The organism is Enterobacter sp. 186315 (genome assembly GCF_053290175.1).
Genome location: NZ_JBPTTK010000025.1, coordinates 17,209 through 36,744, shown reverse-complemented (window position 1 = coordinate 36,744; position 19,536 = coordinate 17,209). Strand labels below are relative to the sequence as shown.

Here is a 19,536-nt window from a genome sequence, read left to right as displayed (position 1 = left end):
ACCCTAATTAAAAAAAGCGTATGTTGCCTTAAAAATGGACAATTATGATATACTGAGGTGATATATGAGTTTGCTGGCGGAGCTTAACATGGGCAGGATCCTGATCGATTTGTCGGATGATGTAATCCAACGGCTGGATAATCTGAAACAGCTACGCAACCAGCCGCGTGCCGAGTTGCTGCGAGAAGCCATCGAGTTGTATCTCGATCAGCAAAGCACGTCGGTTATTCGCGATGCGCTTGGCCTTTGGGGAAACCAGCAGGAAGATGGGCTTGAGTACGAACGTAAGCTGCGTGAGGAGTGGTAATCATGGAACACATGGCGGTGTTTGATACCAATATTCTTATCGATCTTTTCAATAATCGCGTTGAAGCTGCGGACACAATCGATCGTACCGCGTCGCGTCGGGCTATTAGCCTGATCACCTGGATGGAAGTCATGGTCGGCGCTCGCAAACATGGTCAGGAAGTAAAAACAGCGGCGGTGATGGGCGCGTTTGAGATTATTGATGTGTCGCGTGAAATTGCTGAACGAAGCGTTCTTCTTCGTGAGAAGCACGGCATGAAGCTGCCGGATGCCATTATTTTAGCGACGGCACAGAGCAGGAATTGCCCGTTAGTTTCAAGGAATACAAAAGACTTTTCGGGGATCGCCGGGGTGGTGACGCCTTATCAACTGTAGGCCGGGCAAGCTTGCGCCGCCCGGCACTATTACAGGAGACTACTCCCCTTCACCCGGGAACAGGAACGGGTTAATAGAGCTACGGGCAAAGCCCTCCTGCTCCATTTTGGCGTCCAGAATCAGCGAGGCGAGATCGTCAGCGACCGCTTCAACTTTAGGGTCTTTTTCCTGATAAAGAATTTTCAGGTAAGTGCCGCAGTCGCCACAGCTCTCGGCTTTCACCGCTGCTTCTTCGTTTTCCAGCGACCAGTAGTTCAGATCGCGGGTCTGCTCGCAGTTGCTGCACTTGATGCGCACCACGTGCCACTCGGTTTCGCACAGGTTGCAGTGCAGGTAGCGCAGCCCCTGCGTGGTACCAATTTGCACCATGCTGGAGACCGGCATTGAGCCGCACACCGGGCAGAACTGGCGTGCTTCGCCGTATTCAGCGCGGGCTTTGCCTGGGATCAGGCTCGCCATTTGCGCCCAGTAGAGCGACAGGGCAGCCCAGATAAACGGGGCTTTATCGCTGCTGACCAGCGAGAAGTCGGACGCGAACAGCGCGCTCGCCATCTCTTCCAGCTCCTGATCGGAGGCCTTTTCCAGATTCTCGATCACCGCCAGCGCGGTACCGCTCATCTCGGGCTTCAGCTCGGCAATCAGGGAGTGGAGCAGCTTATGCCAGTGCTTGTCGCGCGGCAGGACGTGAATATCCAGCGGCGGCTTGCCCTGCTCGCTGGCTTCTTTAATGCGCGCGGTGAGATCCAGTTGCAGCGGGTGGTCGTACAGCACCACCTCCTGCGCGTGGGCGACAAGCGCGGCAAAGCGCAGGAAATCGCCCAGCGGATTGCTCTCTGCCAGCTCGCGCAGGCGTTCTGCGCGGCGGTTGTAGAGGTTCTTGAGTCTGGGGAATAACAACGGCGGAATGTAATCCGCCGTGCGTTTCTCGCTCGAACCCAGCTCATCTTGCGGGATTATGCGAATACTCATTCAGATGACTTTTCCTGTTTCTGGCGGACTTCACGGTACCAGCGCGGGTGATGTTTCTTCGCCCACGTTTTGGTTACCCATCCTTCCACCATCGCGGTAATGGTGCCTTTCACCCAAAGGGCGGCGTAAATATGCACCATGATAACCACAATTAACGCCACTGCGGCAAATGAATGCAGCATCAGCGCGAATCGGATCACCGGGATTGAGAAAGCAGGCGCAAAGTACGGACGCCAGATGATCACACCGCTGACCAGCAACAGGACCAGGAAGATAATCGCCGCCCAGAATACGCATTTCTGGCCGAAGTTATAACGCCCGGTATCACCTACTTCCTCGTTGACGACGATCTTACGAATATTCTTCGCCCAAAAGATATCATCCCGATTGATTAGGTTGTGATGCCAGTAACGGAAAAACATGATGATAAACGACGCAAACATGATGACGCCGACAAACGGGTGCAGAATACGCGCCAGCTGTGGTGTCCCCATAATTTGCATCAACCAGTTGAAGGACGGGAAGAAGAATCCCAGCCCGCTTATCGCCGCCAGCATGAAGCAGAAGGCGGTGACCCAGTGGTTGATACGTTCCGGCGCGGTATAGCGCACGATGGTGTCACGTCTTCTCATTTGCGCACCTCGTCTTTCTCTTCATGCAGGTTGTCTTCTTCCTCTTCCGCACGGTTCGGGCCGACACCGACGTAGTGGAAGATACTGGCTGCGAAGGTAGCCGCAAAGCCGACCGCTGCCAGCGGTTTCCAGATGCCTTTCCAGAACTTCACGGTGGCGCTGATTTCCGGGTTCTCCGGCAGGCCGTGATACAGATTCGGCTTGTCGGCGTGGTGCAGCACGTACATGACGTGCGTACCGCCAACACCGGCCGGATCGTACAGGCCCGCGTTGTCGTAACCACGGGTTTTCAGCTCGCCCACGCGCTCTGCCGCCAGCGTTTTCATATCCTCTTTAGAACCAAAGTGGATAGCGCCGGTCGGGCAGGTCTTCACGCACGCTGGCTCCTGGCCGACGGTTACGCGGTCGACGCACAGCGTGCATTTGTAGACGCGGTTGTCTTCCGGGTTCAGGCGCGGCACGTCGAACGGGCAGCCCGCAATGCAGTAGCCGCAGCCGATGCACTGTTCAGACTGGAAGTCGACGATACCGTTGGCATACTGAATGATAGCCCCTTCTGACGGACACGCCTTCAGGCAGCCCGGATCCGCGCAGTGCATACAGCCGTCTTTGCGGATAAGCCATTCCAGCTTGTCGTTCTGCTCTACTTCCGAGAAACGCATCACCGTCCAGGACTTGGCGGTCAGGTCGGCCGGGTTGTCGTACACCCCGACGTTGTGACCCACTTCGTCACGGAGGTCGTTCCACTCAGAACAGGCCACCTGACAGGCTTTACAGCCGATACAGGTGGTCACGTCGATAAGCTTCGCCACTTCCTGCTGGTGGTCCCGCGCCTGTGGCGCGGGAGTGAAACCGTTAGTCGCGGAACGACGAATGATGTCTTGCGATTGATAAGCCATAAGTCGTCTCCGTTACACCTTTTCCACGTTCACGAGGAAGGCCTTAAACTCCGGCGTCTGCGTGTTCGCATCGCCGACGAACGGCGTCAGGGTGTTTGCAATAAACCCTTTCTTCGTCACGCCTTCATAACCCCAGTGAATCGGAATACCGATAGTATCCACCTGCTGACCGTGAACGTTCAGCGTGCGAATGCGCTTGGTCACCACCGCTTTGGCCTTGATATAGCCACGGTTAGAGGAGACCTTCACGGTATCGCCGTGGGCAATGCCGAGCTTGTTCGCCAGCTTCTCGCCGATCTCCACAAACTGTTCCGGCTGCGCGATAGCGTTAAGCAGCGCGTGCTTGGTCCAGTAGTGGAAGTGCTCGGTCAGACGGTAAGTGGTGCCGACATACGGGAACTTGTCCTTTTTACCCAGCGCTTCGAAATCGCCCTTAAAGATACGGGCTGCCGGGTTAGAGACCACGTTCGGGTGCAGCGGGTTGGTGCCCAGCGGCGTTTCAAACGGCTCGTAGTGTTCCGGGAACGGTCCTTCGGCCATCTTATCGATAGCAAACAGGCGACCCATCCCTTCTGGCTGCATGATAAACGGCCCAACGTCGCTGCCAGGTGCGGCAGTGCTGTAGTCCGGAATATCCACGCCGCCCCATTTCGCGCCGTCCCACTTCAGCAGCTGACGCTTCGGATCCCACGGGTTGCCCTGCGGGTCAGCGGAGGCACGGTTATAGAGGATGCGGCGGTTAAGCGGCCACGCCCATGCCCAGCCCAGCGTATTACCCAGACCTGACGGGTCGGCGTTATCGCGGTTGGCCATCTGGTTGCCTTTCGGCGTCCAGCTACCGGCAAAGATCCAGCAGCCGCTCGACGTTGTACCGTCATCGCGCAGGTGCGCGAAGGTGCTGAGCTGATCGCCTTTCTTCGCCAGTACCGTACCGGTGGCCGGGTCGATAACGTCTGCCAGCGCCTTACCGTTGCTCTCCATCGCCACTTCTTCTGGCTGCGGATTTTCCGGCGTCGCGTAGTTCCAGGTCATGTTCAGAACCGGTTCCGGGGTCGCGCCGCCTTCTGCCGCATACATCTTACGCAGGCGTAAGAAAATACCGGCCAGGATCTCGCCGTCGTTCATGGCGATACCCGGGGCGTCCGCACCTTTCCAGTGCCACTGCAACCAGCGGCCGGAGTTAACGATAGAACCGTTCTCTTCCGCGAAGCAGGTGGACGGCAGACGGAACACCTCGGTCTGAATCTTCGACGGATCAACGTCGTTCGATTCACCGTGGTTCTGCCAGAAGGTCGAGGTTTCGGTGTTGAGCGGGTCAATCGTCACCAGGAACTTCAGCTTCGACAGGGACGCGACAACCTTGTTCTTGTTCGGGAACGAGGCCACCGGGTTAAAGCCCTGGCAGATATAGCCGTTGACCTTGCCCTGGTTCATCATTTCGAAGTACTGGAGAACGTCGTAACCCTTGTCCCACTTCGGCAGCCAGTCAAAGCCCCAGCTGTTTTCCGCCGTTGCTTTATCGCCGAAGAAGGCCTTCATCATGGAAACGAAGAACTTCGGATAGTTGCCCCAGTAGTTCACCTGGCCTTCGAGCAGCGGTTTTGGCGTGCTGGCCGTCAGGTAGGTTTGCAGATCGGTCTGTTTCTCGCTTGGCAGGTTCATATAGCCCGGCAGGCTTTGAGACAGCAGGCCGAGGTCGGTCAGACCCTGAATGTTGGAGTGACCGCGCAGGGCGTTAACGCCGCCGCCTGCCATCCCCATGTTGCCAAGCAGCAGCTGAACCATTGCCATCGTACGGATGTTCTGCGCGCCGATGGAGTGTTGCGTCCAGCCGAGCGCATACAGGAACGACGCGGTTTTATCTTTCGCGCTGGTTTCTGCAATCATCTCGCACACTTTCAGGAAGTCGGCCTTCGGCGTGCCGCAGATGTTCTCAACCACGTCTGGCGTGTAGCGGGAAACGTGCTCTTTCAGCAGATTCCACACGCAGCGCGGGTGTTGCAGGGTGGTGTCGCGCTTCGCAAAGCCCTTCTCATCCAGCTCGTAGTTCCAGCTGGTTTTGTCGTACCTGCGTTTTTCGGCGTCATAACCGCTGAACAGACCATCGTCGAAGCTGTAGTCCTCACGCACAATCAGGCTGGCGTTGGTGTAGGCCTCGGTGTATTCGCGGTTATATTTTTCGTTGTTCATCAGGTACAGCAAGACACCTGACAGGAAAGTAATGTCAGTACCTGAACGAATAGGGGTGTAGAAATCCGCCACTGACGCAGTACGCGTAAAGCGGGGATCGATCACAATCAGTTTCGCACCGTTGTGGATTTTGGCTTCCATCGCCCAGCGGAACCCGACAGGGTGCGCTTCAGCGGCGTTACCGCCCATCACCACAATGAGGTTGGCGTTCTTGATGTCGACCCAGTGGTTGGTCATCGCACCGCGACCAAATGTTGGAGCAAGACTTGCTACCGTTGGTCCGTGTCAGACACGCGCCTGGTTGTCGACCGCGAGCATACCGAGCGCACGCGTGAATTTCTGGGTTAAATAGCCGGTTTCGTTACTGGATGCGGACGCACACAACATCCCGGTAGAGAGCCAGCGGTTGACCGTTACGCCATCGGCATTTTTATCGATGAAGTTAGCATCGCGGTCTTCTTTCATCAGTTTGGAAATGCGGTCAAATGCCTCTTCCCAGCTGATTTGCTGCCATTTGTCAGAGCCTGGGGCGCGGTATTCCGGGTATTTGAGGCGGCTTTCAGAGTGGATAAAGTCCACCAGACCGGCCCCTTTCGGACATAACGCACCGCGGTTGACCGGGTGATCCGGGTCGCCTTCGATGTGGAAGATTGACGCTTTGGCATTTTTTGCACCGTCGCCGAGGCTATACATCAACAGCCCGCAACCGACAGAGCAGTACGTACAGGTATTACGGGTTTCACGGGTGCGCAGCAGCTTGTACTGCCGCGTTTCCGCCAGCGCTACGCCGGGTGCAAAGCCCAGTGCCGCTGCCGTGGTGCCTGCCATACCGCCAGCGCAGATCTTAAAGAACTGCCTTCTGCTGACCTGCATGGGTCACTCCTTGTTTCGACATTGCTACCCTCAATACGCCGCGCCGCAGGCTCGTTGGCTGCGGTGCGTCATCTTTTGGGTAATTATTGTTTTACTTTACGGTTGAGAATGAACCGCAAAGGAGAAAAATTTGCGTTAAACCCTCATTCCCACGAGGGATATCAACAGAATACCACAATGTCGGTATGCCTGTTCCAACCGCGTTAAAACAAAGTGAACGTATTATCACGGCATTGATTATAAAATGTGATATCAATCACATTAATAACCCTGCATGTTAAAGGGGTGTATCAGGACGCCGGTTGCACCCCTCCCAATGGAGTAGGTAAACTCGATGCTGAAAAATTGATCCATACTATGCGTAAGCCCTGCACTTTGTGATGCAATAGCAGGCTCACCTCCGTGGTTGTTCAGGAATACCGTCGTGTCTAAACAAAACCGTGCTATCGACTCGCTGCCACTGCCCGCGGGCATTGTGGAAATGTCGGTACGCAGACCACCCCAACTCTCCCGCGCTACGCCCGATTTTCTGGCGGAAGAAGTGCCCGTTGCCCTGGTGTACAACGGCATTTCGCACGTGGTGATGATGGCCTCGCCCAAAGACCTTGAGCTGTTCGCGATGGGTTTTTCGCTGTCGGAAGGCATTATCGAGCATCCGCAGGAGATCTACGGCATGGACGTGGTGCAGGCCTGCAACGGCCTCGAAGTGCAGATTGAGCTTTCCAGCCGCCGCTTTATGGGGTTGAAAGAGCGCCGTCGGGCGCTGGCCGGACGCACGGGCTGCGGCGTGTGCGGGGTTGAGCAGCTCAATGATATCGGCAAGCCCATTACGCCGCTGCCGTTTACCCAGACCTTTAACCTCGCCCATCTCGACAAGGCGCTGGAGCATCTCAACGACGTCCAGCCAATAGGTCAGCTGAGCGGCTGTACGCACGCGGCGGCGTGGGTGCTGCCGTCGGGTGAGATTGCCGGCGGGCACGAGGATGTCGGGCGTCACGTGGCGCTGGATAAGCTGCTCGGGCGTCGGGCGCGTGAAAACGCGCTCTGGCAGCAGGGTGCGGCGCTGGTCTCCAGCCGGGCGAGCTATGAGATGGTGCAGAAGTCCGCCATGTGCGGTATCGAAATTCTGTTCGCGGTATCGGCGGCGACCACGCTGGCGGTCGACGTGGCCGAGCGCTGCAACCTGACGCTGGTGGGATTCTGTAAGCCGGGACGCGCGACAATTTATACCCATCCGCAGCGCTTAATAGTTGATCAGTAATTTTGAAAAAGATTAGCAAATCCTTCCGCTTTTAGTTGTTCATGATGAGGTCTAATATTTATCTCATCAAGGCACGGCGCCTTAAACAAACAACTTAACGAAAGGGTTTATATCATGAAAAGCATCAAAAATTTTGTCGCAGTAATCGCTCTGGCTACGTCTTTCGGTTCTTTCGCTGCACAGACCGTGACCGCAACCGCCTCTACCATTGATAGCGCAGAAGCAAAAATCGCGGCACAGGCTCAGGAAGCGGGCGCGTCATCTTACAAAATTACCCAGGCTTTCGCCGGTAACCGCGTACACATGACCGCTGAACTGAACAAATAAGCAGGCAACATCGTCGAAAGAGCGCCCCCGGGGCGCTTTTTTTATTGGATCCCCGCCAGACGCAGCAGGGCAGTCACCACCGCTGCCGCAACGATCACCACAATTAACGGCATCTTGCGCCAGGCGAGAAACACGGCGAACGCCACGCCCAGCACCCGCGCCATGCCCGCGAAATGTTCCCCCTCATAAAAGGTGGTCGCCAGCGCCACGGAAAAAAGCAGCACCGTTGCCGCATCGGACAGCAGCGCCTGAGAACGCTCGGATAACGCCAGTCGGCTGCCGAGTTTTGCCCCGCCAAGACGCATTAAATAGGTGCCCGCCGATAAAATGGCGATGCCCAGAATAAAGACCGTCATGTTTTCCATTATTTTTTCCTCGCGGCAAGGCCGAGTAAAGAGAGCAGAACCGGCAAACCCACCGGTGCAAACGGCACGGCGGCGAGTGAGAGAACTGCGCCGCTACAGGCGCGGATAAGCGTGGTGCGGTTTTTAAAGGCAGGGACCACCAACGCCAGCAGGATAGCCGGGAACACGGCGTCCAGCCCGATGGTTTCCGGGTCGGGCAGCAGCTTGCCGACCATCGCCCCCAGCAGCGCGCCGAGCGGCCAGACAATCGCCACCCCCAGCCCGCAGAGCCAGTAGGCCGCCTTACGCTGCTCGGGCGTTTTTTGCGACAGGCCAAACACCACGCTTTCATCGTTCATAATGTGGCAGCCCAAAAAGCTCAGGCCGCGCTTGCCCACCAGCTCCCGCACCGTCACGCCGAAGGGCACATGACGCGCGTTGACCAGCAACCCGGCGGCGGCGGCGGCCAGCGGATTACCGCCGCTTGCCACAATCCCGATAAACATAAACTCAGACGCCCCCGCCAGCACGGTGATGGAGAGCAAAAACGGCACCCAGAGCGGAAAGCCGTAGGCCATCGCCAGCGAGCCGTAGGACATGCCGACAACGCCCACCGCGAGGCAGACCAGGATGATTGCTTTGATGGTGTCGCCTTTCAGGCAGGAGAGGTGATGCTTCATGCAATTTTAGCCATATCGAACGAATTTCCATTATAATGAACGCATCCATATCGTTTTTCAAGATGAACGATTCGTTCGATTTATAGAACAAAAAGGTCGTTTTATGACGCAGCCAATCAGCGTAATCGCCAAAAGTCTGGTGCGAGAGCGCCTGCGAACCGGGCTTTCACTGGCGGAAATTGCCCGCCGTGCCGGGATCGCCAAATCCACCCTGTCGCAGCTGGAATCCGGCAACGGCAACCCGAGTCTGGAAACCCTGTGGTCGCTCTGCGTGGCGCTGGATATTCCGTTTGCGCGCCTGCTGGAGCCGCAGCTCCCGACAACGCAGGTGATCCGCCGGGGAGAAGGCACGAAGGTGGTGGCCGGGCAGGCTAACTACGAGGCTATTTTGCTCGCCGCCTGTCCGCCGGGCGCGCGCCGGGATGTGTACCTGCTGCTGACCCAGCCGGGCGCCGACCGTATCTCAGAGCCGCATCCGCCGGGTTCGGTGGAACACATTATCGTGACGCAGGGCAGAGCGCTGGTGGGGCTGACGGACGCGCCCGAAGAGTTAGGGCCGGGGGATTACATCTGCTATCCCGCCGACCAGCAGCACATTTTCAAAGCCCTGGAGCCGGACACCCACGCGCTGCTGGTGGCGGAGCAGAATTAACGCACGCTGTCGCGGGGCGACAGCGTGCTCAGGCTCAGTCTAAATAAAACACCTCTTTCAGCTCGGCGCTCACCGGGCTGTTATCCGGGTTCGACGGCATCACGTCGCGCATGTGTTTCCACCAGCGCTGGCACACCTCGGTGGCCGCCACCGCGTTCCAGCGCTCCTCCGATTCAATCTCCACGGTCGCAAACAGCAGGTTGCGCGCCTTATCGAGATAAATGGCGTAACGGTGCGCGCCGTGGGCTTTCAGCACCGCTTCCAGTTCCGGCCAGATTGGGCTGTGGCGGCGCGCATACTCTTCGTGGGCGTCCGGGTTTACCTGCATCACAAACGCTTTACGGATCATAACGCCTCCAGATACAGCTCGCGCACCTCGTCGCGGCTGGCGGTGCGTGGGTTGCACGGCGCACACGGATCGGCGAGGGCTTTATCCAGCCAGCCTTCGATATCGGCTTTAGTCACGCCAAGCTGGCTGAAGCCGGACGGGATCCCCACGCGGGCGCTCAGGTCGCGGATGGCCTGAATCGCCGCCATGCTGGCGGCTTCGTCGCTCATGCCGCGCGTATCGACGCCCATCGCCTGCGCCACGCGGGCAAAGCGCGCCACCGCGTTCGGGCGGTTAAAGTTTTCGATGATCGGCAGCAGGATGGCGTTGCACACGCCGTGCGGCAGGTTGTGGGTCGCCCCCGGCTGATGCGCCAGCGCGTGAACCAGCCCCAGCCCGGCGCTGTTGAACGCCATGCCCGCCAGATACTGCCCGAAGGCCATCTGTTCGCGCGCGTTGAGATCGTTGCCGTTATCCACCGCCGCAGGCAGCCAGAGGGCAATCAGGCGAATCGCCTCCAGCGCGTTGGCGTCGGTCAGCGGGTGGGCGCCAATGGATACGTAAGCTTCGATGGCGTGGGTCAGCGCGTCCATGCCGGTTGCGGCGGTCACGGAAGCCGGGATATCGAGCATCACGCTCGCGTCGTCCACGGCGATATCCGGGATAATATTTGGATCGATAATCACCTCTTTCACCTGCCGCGCGGAGTCGATAATCACCGCGTTGCTGGTCATCTCCGCCGCCGTGCCCGCGGTGGTATTAATCGCCACCAGCGGCACGCCCGCATTTTTCACCTTGCCCACGCCGGAATAGGCGGTCGACGGGCCGGGGTTGGCGGTGAGGATTTTAATCGCTTTCGCGGTATCAATCGGGCTGCCGCCGCCGAAGGCAATAAGGTAGTCGCACTCCGCCTCCTGCCAGGCGGTAAATCCCTTCTGCACCAGCGCTTCCGTCGGGTTCGGGAAGACCTCGTCAAACAGGTGATACGACATCTGATGCGCATCCAGCGCGGCAAACAGGCTGTCGAGCAGCCCCAGCTTTACCAGCTGACCGTCGGTGACAATGAGCGCCTTGCCCCACTGTTTGTTTGCCACCAGATTGACCATATCGCCGATTGCACCCGCGCCGTGCAGGCTGATTTTTGGCAGCGCCAACATAAAGCTCATGATAATTCTCCTTAATTACGGTGATTTTTATGCCCGGCGGCGCTGCGCTTGCACGGGCCTACAATCGTAGGCCGGGTAAACGCAGTGCCACCCGGCAGTTAGATCCGTCTTCGCTGCATCACCCGGCGGGTAATAATCGGCAGCGAGATCACCACGATCAGCATCGCGCCGATAATCACCGACATTACAATGCCGGGCACGTTAAGCAGGCTCAGGCCAAAGGTCACCAGCCCCATCAGGAAGGCGGCGATAATCACGCCCACCATGCTGCCGGACCCGCCCAGAATATTGACCCCGCCGAGCACCGCCATCGTCACCACCGCCAGCTCCCAGCCCATCGCAATCGTCGGGCGGGTGCTGCCCAGACGCGAGGTCAACAGCACCGACGCCAGGCCGGACATCAGCCCCACCAGCGCAAACAGGATCAGGTTGTGGCGTTTAACGTTAATGCCGGAATACCACGCCCCGGTCGGGTTATTGCCGATGGCGTAGGTGCGGCGGCCAAAGTTGGTGCGGTGCAGCAAAAAGGCAAACAGCGCGGCGAGGACGATAAACAGCGTGAACTCAAACGACAGCGCCCCCCAGACGTAGCCCTGCCCGAACCAGGCAAAGCTCTCCGGGTAGCTGTTCAGCGCCTGGTCGCCGAGCAGGATGTAGGTAATGCCGCGATACAGGCTCATGGTGCCGATGGTGATCACGATGGACGACAGGTTAAAGCGCGTCACCAGAATGCCGTTGAACAGCCCGCACAGCAGCCCGACGCCGAGGCCCGCGCACACCAGCAGCGGCGTATCTATTCCCGCCGCCGCGCAAAAGCCCATCACCGTGGAGCTCAGCGCAATGGTCGAGGCCACCGATAGGTCAATTTCACGCGCGACGATCAGCATCGCCATCGGCAGCACGACGATCGCCTTTTCGGTGAAGTTGAAGGTCGCGTCGGACAGGTTCCAGACGTTCAGGAAGTAGGGCGAGGCCAGCGCGTTCACCACGAACACCGCCAGCGTCACCGCCAGCAGAAAGCCTTCCCAGCACAGCAGGCGGCGGAAAATCCCCGCAGGCGCAGGGGCCGGTTTCATCTCTTCAGAAGTCATCATCTTGCTCATGATTTCACCGCCAGTTTCTGACGCGCCAGCGCCGCATCGCGCAGGATCAGCCGCCCTTTACGCTTGTTGCCGCGCTCGTTCAGCAGCACCGCAATCACAATCACCGTGCCGGAGATCGCCATCTGCCAGAACGGCGACACGCCAATCACCGGCAGGGCGTTGTTGATTACGCCGAGGAACAGCGCGCCGAACAGGCAGCCGAGCACGCGCCCGGTGCCGCCCATGGTGCCGATCCCGCCTATCACGCACGCAGCCACCACCTGCAATTCAAAGCCGTTGGCGACATCCACGTAGGCCACCGCAAAGCGCGAGATCCACAGATAGCCGCAGAACCCGGCGAGCAGACCGGAGAGGCAGAAGCTGACGAACTGCATCTTGCCCGCGTTGATCCCGGTGTAGTACGCCGCCGTGGCGTTACCGCCCGCGGTGTACAGCGCCCGCCCGGTACGGCTGTAGCGCAGGAAATAGCCTACCAGCAGCAGCGCGGCGATGGCGCACCAGCTTAAGACAGGCAAGCCCAGCACCGACGCGCGCGGCAGGCCGAGGAAATCGGCCCCCATCTGGTTGGAGTTCACCCAGCCGCCGCCGGAGAGCAGAAAGATAATCCCCCGGTAGATGCTCATGGTGCCGAGCGTCACCACAATCGCCGGAATGCCGAGCTTCCACACCAGCAGGCCGTTGATGACGCCCATCAGCAGCCCCAGCCCGGTAGCGAGGATTAGCAGCGCCCAGACCGGAACGGCCGGGTAGTGGAAGTTAATCAGCGCGACGATCATCCCGGTCAGCGCCAGGTTCGCCGCCATCGACAGGTCGATGCCTTTGGTGAGCAGCACCATCATCTGCCCGAGCGCCAGGATGATAAGAATGGAGGTGTCGTTAAACATCTCCACCAGATTGACCGGTGCGATAAACGACGGCACGCGGCTGCCGATGGCGACGACCATCAGCACAATCACCGCGCCGAGCAGGGCTTCCCGGTGTTTTAACAGTGAATTGAGCATGTTACGCCGCCTCCTGTTTTGCACCGCTGGCGGCGCTGACGATGGTTTCCGCCGTCGCGTCGCCCGCCCGGTATTCCGCCACCATCAGCCCTTCGTGCATCACGATGATGCGGTCCGCCATGCCCATTACTTCCGGCAGCTCGGACGACACCATGATCACCGCCAGACCCTGGCCGACCAGCTCGGACATAAATTGATGAACGGCCGCCTTTGAGCCGATATCGATGCCTTTTGTCGGCTCATCGAGGATGATCACCTCAGGATGCGTCGCCAGCCATTTGCCGATCACCACTTTCTGCTGGTTGCCGCCGGAGAGGGTTTCCACCGCCTGCTTCCAGCTAAAGGCTTTGACCTGGAGGCGTCTGGCGTACTCGTCGGCCAGCCGCCATTCGCGATCGTCGTGGAGCACGCCGTTCGGATTGAGTTTTCCAAGCTGGGGCAGGCTGATGTTCTGGGCAATCGACAGTTCGATAATCGCCCCCTGCTTTTGCCGCTCCTCCGGCACGCAGACGATACCCGCGCTGATGGCATCCGCCGGCTGGCGGAAGCGCTGCGCCTTACCGTTGAGGATAATTTCCCCGAACGACGGGCGCGTCACGCCGGAGAGCGCCTGCATCAGCTCGGTACGTCCAGCCCCGACCAGACCGTAAAAGCCGAGGATCTCGCCCTTGCGCAGGCTGAACGAAATATGGGCGAACTCGGTCGGGTGGCACAGATCCTTCACCTCCAGCACCGTGTTGCCTTTCTCGCACGCCACTTTCGGGAAGGTCTGGGTAATGGCGCGACCGACCATCATCGACACCATGCGCTCTTCGGTGATCTCATTTATCGCGCCCGCCCCGACGAACGCGCCGTCGCGCAGAACGGTGTAATGGTCCGCCAGCTCAAAAATCTCGTCGAACTTGTGCGAGATAAACAGGATGGCTTTGCCCTCCTGCTTGAGGCGCTCGACGATCTGGTAAAACTCCAGGATTTCGTGCTGCGACAGCGCCGCCGTGGGTTCGTCAAGAATCACCACCTGCGCCTCAAACGACAGGGCTCGGGCAATGGCAACCATGTGGCGCTGGGCGATGCTCAGGGTTTTGAGCGTGGCGCGCGGGTCGATTTGCACCTCCAGACGGGTAAGGATCGCCTGCGCCCGGCGGTGCATCTCCGGCCAGTCGAGCTTTCTGAACGGGCCCTTACAGAGATACTGACCGACGAAAATATTTTCGGTGACCGAGAGCTCGTCAAAGAGCACGGTTTCCTGATGAATGGCGGTAATGCCGATTTTGTGTGCCGATTCCGGCGTCGAAAGCTGAACGGGGATGGCCTTGTAGAGGATCTCGCCCTCGTCAGGCTGATAGATGCCGGTCATCACTTTGACCAGCGTCGATTTGCCCGCGCCGTTTTCGCCGATCAGCGCCGTTACCTTGCCGGGCCAGAGCGCGAGCTGCACATTCTCAAGCGCGCGCACGCCGGGGAAGACTTTGGTGATGCCCGAAAGCTGTAGCAATGGGGTCATGATAGTTCTCCGTAGTATCCCCTCTCCCCTCGGGAGAGGGTGAGGGTGAGGGAAATGCGGCCTGATGCCCTCACCCCGGCCCTCTCCCACAGGGAGAGGGGGAAAGGATTAGAAAATCTTCGAGAACTTATCAATATTGCTGGCATCGTAGACGAACGGCTCCGCCATCGCGCCGTTGCCGTCGGCATCCAGCTTCACCTTGCCGAGCCTGCCCATGCTGGCTTCGTCTTTGGTCGCCGTGCCTTTCACCAGGTCGTCCGCCAGATAGGTAGCAGCATAGCCCAGATCAATCGGGTTCCAGATGGCAAAGCTCTTGCTGGCACCGGACTTCACCGCGCCCGCCATTTCGGACGGCAGCCCTAAGCCCGTCACGTACACTTTGCCAATCTTGCCCTGGTCTTTGACCGCCTGCGCGGCGGCGACAATGCCGACGGACGACGGGGAGACGATCACCTTCAGGTCCGGGTAGGTTTTCAGCAGGCCAACCGCTTCGCGGTAGCTTTTGTCAGAGAGATCGTCGCCGTAGGCCACGGTCACCAGATTGACGGACGGGTACTGCGGCAGCACCTTTTTCATCTCCGCAATCCAGGTGTTCTGGTTGGTGGAGGTTGGCGTGGCGCTTAGCACCGCGACGTCACCTTTCTCCACGTTCAGGGATTTCAGCGCGTCGGCGGCGAGCTTCACGTTGGTTTCGCCGATCAGGGCGTTATTGGACGGGTTCAGGTGGATCTGCCGCCCGGCCTTCGCCACGCCGGAATCCCAGGAGACCACCTTAATGCCGCGCTGCATCGCCTTTTTCAGCACCGGGACTAAAGCATCCGGATCGTTTGCCGAGATGGCGATCGCGTCCACCCCTTGGGCGATCAGCCCGTTCAGCACCTCGATCTGCGCTTCCGCCGTGGTAGTGGTCGGGCCGGTATAAATCACTTTTACATCGCCTAACTCTTTGGCCGCCTCCTGCGCGCCGACGTTCGCCGCTTCGAAGAAGCCATTTCCGAGGGATTTCGCCACGAGAGCGATTTTCACTTCCGCTAAAGCGGAACCGGACAACGCCAGAGCGGCGACGGTGAGGATCAAGCTTGTCTTTATTTTCATTGCTTTTACTCCACTGACTTGAGTTAGGTGTAGGGATTGCAGGTGGTTTTCGCCCCGTCGCTGTGCGGGGCGCGATGTTTTTATTTGTACAGATCTAACGCCGACTGCATCGGGGTAACGCCAAAGCGTTTGCCCAGCGCAATCAGTTCTTCACGGGTGATGGTCTGCTTCATGCCGCCCATCGAGTAGACCTTCACCAGCACCTCTGCCGATTTCTCGGCGGTGTCGATCAGGCCAAAGGCTTCATCCAGCGTCGGGCCGCTGCCGAAGACGCCGTGGAACGGCCACAGCACCAGCGAATGTTTTTGCATATCGGTGGCGGTCGCCTGGCCGATCTCGTCGGTGCCCGGCACCATCCACGGCAGAATGCCCACGCCGTCCGGGAAGACCACCAGACATTCGGTGCTTCCTTCCCACAGCTTGCGGGTAATGAAGTCGGTGCTGTTTTCCAGCACGTAGGTCAGGGCGATGAGGTTGGTGGCGTGGCAGTGCATGATCACGCGGTCTTTACCGTTGGTCGCCTTGATGCGCTCGCAGTGGGAGAGGAAGTGCGCGGGCAGCTCAGAGGTCGGCACCGCCTCGTCGGTCAGCCCCCACAGAATGTGGTAGCCCGCGCCGTCGCTGTCCACCTTCACCACGCCGAGGTTGGCCTGGGGATCGAGCTGCACGTTGCGGAAGAACTTGCCGGAGCCGGTGACGATAAAGGGCGTGTTGGCGAGCAGCGGCATCGGCTGGCTCAGGGGGATATAGCGCGGCTTCTGATGGAAGTCGGCGGCGTACGGCTCGATATCCGCGTCGTCCAGGCGCAGCGTCAGGTTGCCGCCGTTGCGCTCGTCCCAGCCTTTCAGCCAGGCGTCGGTGGTGGCTTTGATCATGCCCTGGACGAACCAGGAGTGGGTGATGGTCTGCATAGTTTTCATTTCCAGTTATCGCGGTGAGGTTGAACCCCTCACCCCAGCCCTCTCCCACAGGGAGAGGGGGTAAAAGTTCCCTCTCCCTGTGGGAGAGGGTTAGGGTGAGGGCAAAATTACCCGCGCTGACTCAACACGTCTTTCTCATAAGCCCGCACGTTATCCAGCCACTGGCTGCCTGCCGGGGCATCGTGGCGCTGGCAATACATCTCCCATACCGCCTGCCACGGCAGGGATTTCTGCTCTTCCAGCAGGGCCAGACGCGCGGTGTAGTCGCCGTCCTGCTCCAGCTGCATCAGCGCGGCGGTCGGCTCCAGCAGGGCGCGCAGCAGGGCTTTCTTCATGTTGCGGGTGCCAATCACCCACGCCGCGATGCGGTTGATGGAGGCGTCGAAGAAGTCGAGGCCAATGTGGACGCGGTCAAACAGGTCATGGCGGATGATTTCGCTGGCGATGGCCTGGGTTTCGTCATCCAGCAGCACCACGTGGTCGCTGTCCCAGCGCACCGGGCGGCTGACGTGCAGCAGCAGGCGCGGCACGTAGAGCATGGCGGCGGAGATTTTGTCGGAGATCACCTCGGTCGGGTGGAAGTGGCCGGCATCCAGGCACAGCGCGGTCTGGCGGCTGGTGGCGTAACCCATATAGAACTCGTTCGAGCCGACGGTATAGCTCTCGGCGCCAATGCCGAACAGCTTGCTCTCCACGGCGTCGATGTGGTGCGCCGGGTTAAGCTTCTCGCTAATCACCTCATCCAGCGCGGCCAGCAGGCGCTGGCGCGGGGCGAGGCGGTCAACGGTGATATCTTTCATGCCGTCCGGGATCCAGATGTTCATCACCGACGGGGTGCCGAGCTGCTCGCCAAAGTACGCGGACACGCGGCGGCTGGCTTTGACGTGGTCGATCCAGAACTGGCGGATCTCGTCGTCGGCGTGGGAGAGGGTAAAACCGTCCGCGCTCAGCGGGTGCGAGAAGCAGGACGGGTTAAAGTCCAGCCCGAGCCTGTTGGCTTTTGCCCACTCCACCCAGTTCTTAAAGTGTTCCGGCTTGATCTCGTTACGCGCCACCGGCTCGTCGGATTCAAGATAAATCGCGTGCAGGTTCAGGCGTTTTGGCCCCGGGATCAGGCTCAGCGCCATCTCCAGATCCGCGCGCAGCTCGGTCGCGTTTCGCGCCTTGCCCGGATAGTTCCCGGTCGCCTGAATGCCCCCCGTCAGCGAACCGCCCGGGTTCTCGAAACCGGCGACGTCATCCCCCTGCCAGCAGTGCATCGACACCGGCAGGCGGTCGAGCTGGCGCAGGGCCTCGTCGACATCCACGCCGACGGCGGCGAAACGCTGTTTAGCCAGTTCCCAGGCTTGTTCAAGTTGAGTGGTCATGCGCAAAGCTCCTTTGTCAGTCGTTTTTGCTGAAACTGCCTCCGGTAGCGGGCAATTTCATGGCAGGGATTGGGTGTGAAGGTGGTCAGGCGATGGTTCGCGGCGACCACCGAGCGGAATTCGTCGACGTTCGACAGCTCGTCCAGGGTCATCAGCTGAATGCCGATATTGCCCAGCGTCGAGGCCTCTACGGGGCCGGCCACCACGGTGATGCCGCAGGCGTCGGCGCAAAGCTGGTTCAGTAGCCGGTTTTGGCAGCCGCCGCCCACGATATGCAGCTGGCTGAACGGCCTCCCGCGCAGCGCGGCAAGCTCGCCCAGCACGTCGGCGTACAGCAGGGCGAGGCTGTCGAAAATGCAGCGCGCCAGCTCGGCGGCGCTGGACGGCACCGCGTGCCCGGCTTCGAAGCAGGCGGTCTGGATCTCGGCGCTCATGTGGGCCGGGTTGATAAAGCGGTCGTCGTTCGGGTTGATCAGGAAGGTGCAGGCCTTCAGCTTTTCGGTGTCGGCGATAAGCGCGGGCAGGTCGGTGATGTTCTGCTCTTTCAGCACCCGCTGAAGCAGCCACAGCCCCATGATATTTTTCAGCACCCGGTAGCGGCCTTCCGCGCCGCCCTCGTTGGTGATATTCGCCGCCAGCGCCGCGTCGCTGGTGTAGGGGGTTTTGCTCTCAAAGCCCATCAGCGACCAGGTGCCGGAAGAGAGATAGGCCGCGTTTTTATCGGCAAGCGGGGAGGCAATCACCGCGCTGGCGGTATCGTGACTCGCCACCGCGACAACAGGGATGGCGTTCCCCTGCGGGCAAGTCCACTGACCGATCACGTTACCGGGATGGGTTGGCGTGCCGAACCACTCGGGCGATGCGCCGGTCCAGCTCAGCAGGTGCTGATCCCAGTTGTCGGTGTTGATATTCACCAGCTGGGTGGTAGTGGCGTTGGTGTATTCCCAGTTCATGTTGCCGGTCAGGCGATAGCTGAAGTAGTCGGGGATCAGCAGGGCGTGCGCCACATTCGACACCAGCTCCGGCTGCTGCTCAACCAGCGCCCGCAGCTGATAAAGGGTGTTAAACGGCAGGAACTGAATGCCGCTGCGGCCGTAAATCGTGGCCGTGCCGAGCTGCTCAATGGCGCGCATCATCAACCCGTCGGTACGGCTGTCGCGATACGATACCGGCAGGCCGATGCGCTCGCCGTTGCGCCCGAGCAGCACGAAATCCACGCCCCAGGTATCAATCCCGATGCTGTCGATCAGAATGCCCGCGTCGCAGACGTTGTTCAGCCCGGTGCGGATCTCCGCTTCCAGCGCGTCGATATCCCAGACGTCAAACCCGTCCTGCTTTTGCAGGGCGTTAACAAAGCGATGCATTTCCCGAAGCGAAAGCGTGCGCTGGTTACAGTCCCAGGTAGCCAGCATCACGCGGCCGCTGGATGCGCCTAAATCGACAGCCACACAATGGCGAAAAGTCATGGTCACGTCCTTTCTTAAGTCATTGGCGACGAGTGTAAGAAAGGGAAGAAAAAGCCACCTTCTCGCCACTGACAGGCG

The 19,536-nt window shown here is 59.5% G+C and carries 20 protein-coding genes; 5 read left to right on the top strand and 15 right to left on the bottom strand.

What is annotated here, in order from left to right:
• Positions 1-64: 64 nt before the first annotated feature.
• Together ACSVHP_RS20330 and ACSVHP_RS20325 are read left to right on the top strand one after the other, a co-directional pair.
• The gene (locus ACSVHP_RS20330; RefSeq protein ID WP_234672846.1) at positions 65-307 is read left to right on the top strand and encodes a ribbon-helix-helix protein, CopG family; all 243 of its coding nucleotides are present in this window, start codon (positions 65-67) and stop codon (positions 305-307) included.
• A 2-nt stretch (positions 308-309) separates the two neighbouring features.
• Positions 310-681: a type II toxin-antitoxin system VapC family toxin gene (locus ACSVHP_RS20325; RefSeq protein ID WP_234672848.1), complete on the top strand. Its 372-nt coding sequence runs from the start codon at positions 310-312 to the stop codon at positions 679-681.
• Between the two features lie 39 nt (positions 682-720).
• On the opposite strand, the gene fdhE is transcribed toward ACSVHP_RS20325, so the two are convergent.
• Genes fdhE through fdnG form a run of 4 tightly spaced genes read right to left on the bottom strand, consistent with a single transcriptional unit; the run spans position 721 to position 6,244 of the window.
• The gene (gene fdhE, locus ACSVHP_RS20320; protein WP_447552853.1) at positions 721-1,650 is read right to left on the bottom strand and encodes a formate dehydrogenase accessory protein FdhE; all 930 of its coding nucleotides are present in this window, start codon (positions 1,648-1,650) and stop codon (positions 721-723) included.
• Complete coding sequence (gene fdoI / locus ACSVHP_RS20315) at positions 1,647-2,282, bottom strand: formate dehydrogenase cytochrome b556 subunit (protein WP_234672852.1); 636 nt, start codon at positions 2,280-2,282, stop codon at positions 1,647-1,649. The genes fdhE and fdoI overlap by 4 nt, the downstream gene beginning before the upstream one ends.
• Positions 2,279-3,181 carry a formate dehydrogenase subunit beta gene (gene fdxH / locus ACSVHP_RS20310; RefSeq protein WP_234672854.1) on the bottom strand — a complete coding sequence of 301 codons (903 nt, stop codon included), beginning with the start codon at positions 3,179-3,181 and terminating at the stop codon, positions 2,279-2,281. Before fdxH ends, fdoI begins: the two co-directional genes overlap by 4 nt.
• A gap of 12 nt (positions 3,182-3,193) precedes the next feature.
• Positions 3,194-6,244 carry a formate dehydrogenase-N subunit alpha gene (gene fdnG, locus ACSVHP_RS20305; RefSeq protein WP_447552852.1) on the bottom strand — a complete coding sequence of 1,017 codons (3,051 nt, stop codon included), beginning with the start codon at positions 6,242-6,244 and terminating at the stop codon, positions 3,194-3,196.
• A 424-nt stretch (positions 6,245-6,668) separates the two neighbouring features.
• On the opposite strand from fdnG, the gene fdhD reads away from it, so the two are divergent.
• Positions 6,669-7,505: a formate dehydrogenase accessory sulfurtransferase FdhD gene (gene fdhD / locus ACSVHP_RS20300; protein WP_234672859.1), complete on the top strand. Its 837-nt coding sequence runs from the start codon at positions 6,669-6,671 to the stop codon at positions 7,503-7,505.
• 114 nt (positions 7,506-7,619) lie between these two features.
• Positions 7,620-7,832 (top strand): DUF1471 domain-containing protein, encoded by a 213-nt coding sequence (locus tag ACSVHP_RS20295; protein WP_447552851.1) that lies wholly within the window; start codon positions 7,620-7,622, stop codon positions 7,830-7,832.
• Positions 7,833-7,873: 41 nt separating this feature from the next.
• On the opposite strand, the gene ACSVHP_RS20290 is transcribed toward ACSVHP_RS20295, so the two are convergent.
• Together ACSVHP_RS20290 and ACSVHP_RS20285 are read right to left on the bottom strand one after the other, a co-directional pair.
• On the bottom strand, positions 7,874-8,197 hold the full coding sequence (locus tag ACSVHP_RS20290) for an AzlD domain-containing protein (protein WP_234672863.1): 324 nt from the start codon (positions 8,195-8,197) through the stop codon (positions 7,874-7,876).
• The gene (locus tag ACSVHP_RS20285) at positions 8,197-8,856 is read right to left on the bottom strand and encodes an AzlC family ABC transporter permease (protein ID WP_234672865.1); all 660 of its coding nucleotides are present in this window, start codon (positions 8,854-8,856) and stop codon (positions 8,197-8,199) included. Before ACSVHP_RS20285 ends, ACSVHP_RS20290 begins: the two co-directional genes overlap by 1 nt.
• Positions 8,857-8,959: 103 nt before the next feature.
• Between ACSVHP_RS20285 and ACSVHP_RS20280 the strand changes: the two genes are divergently transcribed.
• Entirely contained in the window at positions 8,960-9,508 is a 549-nt protein-coding gene (locus ACSVHP_RS20280; RefSeq protein WP_417315544.1) for a helix-turn-helix domain-containing protein, read from the top strand.
• Between the two features lie 34 nt (positions 9,509-9,542).
• Here the strand turns inward: ACSVHP_RS20280 and rhaM are convergent, their stop codons facing one another.
• The 9 genes from rhaM to rhaB form a co-directional block, all read right to left on the bottom strand.
• Entirely contained in the window at positions 9,543-9,857 is a 315-nt protein-coding gene (gene rhaM / locus ACSVHP_RS20275; RefSeq protein WP_447552850.1) for an L-rhamnose mutarotase, read from the bottom strand.
• Complete coding sequence (fucO, locus tag ACSVHP_RS20270) at positions 9,854-11,002, bottom strand: lactaldehyde reductase (protein WP_447552849.1); 1,149 nt, start codon at positions 11,000-11,002, stop codon at positions 9,854-9,856. The genes rhaM and fucO overlap by 4 nt, the downstream gene beginning before the upstream one ends.
• Before the next feature lie 98 nt (positions 11,003-11,100).
• Entirely contained in the window at positions 11,101-12,105 is a 1,005-nt protein-coding gene (locus ACSVHP_RS20265; RefSeq protein ID WP_447552848.1) for an ABC transporter permease, read from the bottom strand.
• Positions 12,102-13,106, bottom strand: a complete 1,005-nt coding sequence (locus ACSVHP_RS20260) for an ABC transporter permease (protein ID WP_447552847.1) — start codon at positions 13,104-13,106, stop codon at positions 12,102-12,104. Before ACSVHP_RS20260 ends, ACSVHP_RS20265 begins: the two co-directional genes overlap by 4 nt.
• 1 nt (position 13,107) lies before the next feature.
• Entirely contained in the window at positions 13,108-14,610 is a 1,503-nt protein-coding gene (locus ACSVHP_RS20255; protein ID WP_447552846.1) for a sugar ABC transporter ATP-binding protein, read from the bottom strand.
• A 108-nt stretch (positions 14,611-14,718) separates the two neighbouring features.
• Entirely contained in the window at positions 14,719-15,705 is a 987-nt protein-coding gene (gene rhaS / locus ACSVHP_RS20250) for a rhamnose ABC transporter substrate-binding protein (protein ID WP_234672877.1), read from the bottom strand.
• 80 nt (positions 15,706-15,785) lie between these two features.
• Positions 15,786-16,616 (bottom strand): rhamnulose-1-phosphate aldolase, encoded by an 831-nt coding sequence (rhaD, locus tag ACSVHP_RS20245; RefSeq protein WP_447552862.1) that lies wholly within the window; start codon positions 16,614-16,616, stop codon positions 15,786-15,788.
• Positions 16,617-16,732: 116 nt separating this feature from the next.
• Positions 16,733-17,992, bottom strand: coding sequence for an L-rhamnose isomerase (rhaA, locus tag ACSVHP_RS20240; protein ID WP_234672879.1), 1,260 nt, complete (start codon positions 17,990-17,992; stop codon positions 16,733-16,735).
• Positions 17,989-19,458 carry a rhamnulokinase gene (gene rhaB, locus ACSVHP_RS20235; RefSeq protein WP_447552845.1) on the bottom strand — a complete coding sequence of 490 codons (1,470 nt, stop codon included), beginning with the start codon at positions 19,456-19,458 and terminating at the stop codon, positions 17,989-17,991. Before rhaB ends, rhaA begins: the two co-directional genes overlap by 4 nt.
• Positions 19,459-19,536 lie beyond the last annotated feature (78 nt).

Excerpts from the sequence above, each read along its gene's own strand:
- ACSVHP_RS20330 (WP_234672846.1), top strand. The coding sequence starts at position 65 with ATGAGTTTGCTGGCGGAGCTTAACATGGGCAGGATCCTGATCGATTTG.
- ACSVHP_RS20325 (WP_234672848.1), top strand. The coding sequence starts at position 310 with ATGGAACACATGGCGGTGTTTGATACCAATATTCTTATCGATCTTTTC.
- fdhE (WP_447552853.1), bottom strand. The coding sequence starts at position 1,650 with ATGAGTATTCGCATAATCCCGCAAGATGAGCTGGGTTCGAGCGAGAAA.
- fdoI (WP_234672852.1), bottom strand. The coding sequence starts at position 2,282 with ATGAGAAGACGTGACACCATCGTGCGCTATACCGCGCCGGAACGTATC.
- fdxH (WP_234672854.1), bottom strand. The coding sequence starts at position 3,181 with ATGGCTTATCAATCGCAAGACATCATTCGTCGTTCCGCGACTAACGGT.
- ACSVHP_RS20295 (WP_447552851.1), top strand. The coding sequence starts at position 7,620 with ATGAAAAGCATCAAAAATTTTGTCGCAGTAATCGCTCTGGCTACGTCT.
- ACSVHP_RS20290 (WP_234672863.1), bottom strand. The coding sequence starts at position 8,197 with ATGGAAAACATGACGGTCTTTATTCTGGGCATCGCCATTTTATCGGCG.
- ACSVHP_RS20285 (WP_234672865.1), bottom strand. The coding sequence starts at position 8,856 with ATGAAGCATCACCTCTCCTGCCTGAAAGGCGACACCATCAAAGCAATC.
- ACSVHP_RS20280 (WP_417315544.1), top strand. The coding sequence starts at position 8,960 with ATGACGCAGCCAATCAGCGTAATCGCCAAAAGTCTGGTGCGAGAGCGC.
- rhaM (WP_447552850.1), bottom strand. The coding sequence starts at position 9,857 with ATGATCCGTAAAGCGTTTGTGATGCAGGTAAACCCGGACGCCCACGAA.
- fucO (WP_447552849.1), bottom strand. The coding sequence starts at position 11,002 with ATGAGCTTTATGTTGGCGCTGCCAAAAATCAGCCTGCACGGCGCGGGT.
- ACSVHP_RS20265 (WP_447552848.1), bottom strand. The coding sequence starts at position 12,105 with ATGAGCAAGATGATGACTTCTGAAGAGATGAAACCGGCCCCTGCGCCT.
- ACSVHP_RS20260 (WP_447552847.1), bottom strand. The coding sequence starts at position 13,106 with ATGCTCAATTCACTGTTAAAACACCGGGAAGCCCTGCTCGGCGCGGTG.
- ACSVHP_RS20255 (WP_447552846.1), bottom strand. The coding sequence starts at position 14,610 with ATGACCCCATTGCTACAGCTTTCGGGCATCACCAAAGTCTTCCCCGGC.
- rhaS (WP_234672877.1), bottom strand. The coding sequence starts at position 15,705 with ATGAAAATAAAGACAAGCTTGATCCTCACCGTCGCCGCTCTGGCGTTG.
- rhaD (WP_447552862.1), bottom strand. The coding sequence starts at position 16,616 with ATGCAGACCATCACCCACTCCTGGTTCGTCCAGGGCATGATCAAAGCC.
- rhaA (WP_234672879.1), bottom strand. The coding sequence starts at position 17,992 with ATGACCACTCAACTTGAACAAGCCTGGGAACTGGCTAAACAGCGTTTC.
- rhaB (WP_447552845.1), bottom strand. The coding sequence starts at position 19,458 with ATGACTTTTCGCCATTGTGTGGCTGTCGATTTAGGCGCATCCAGCGGC.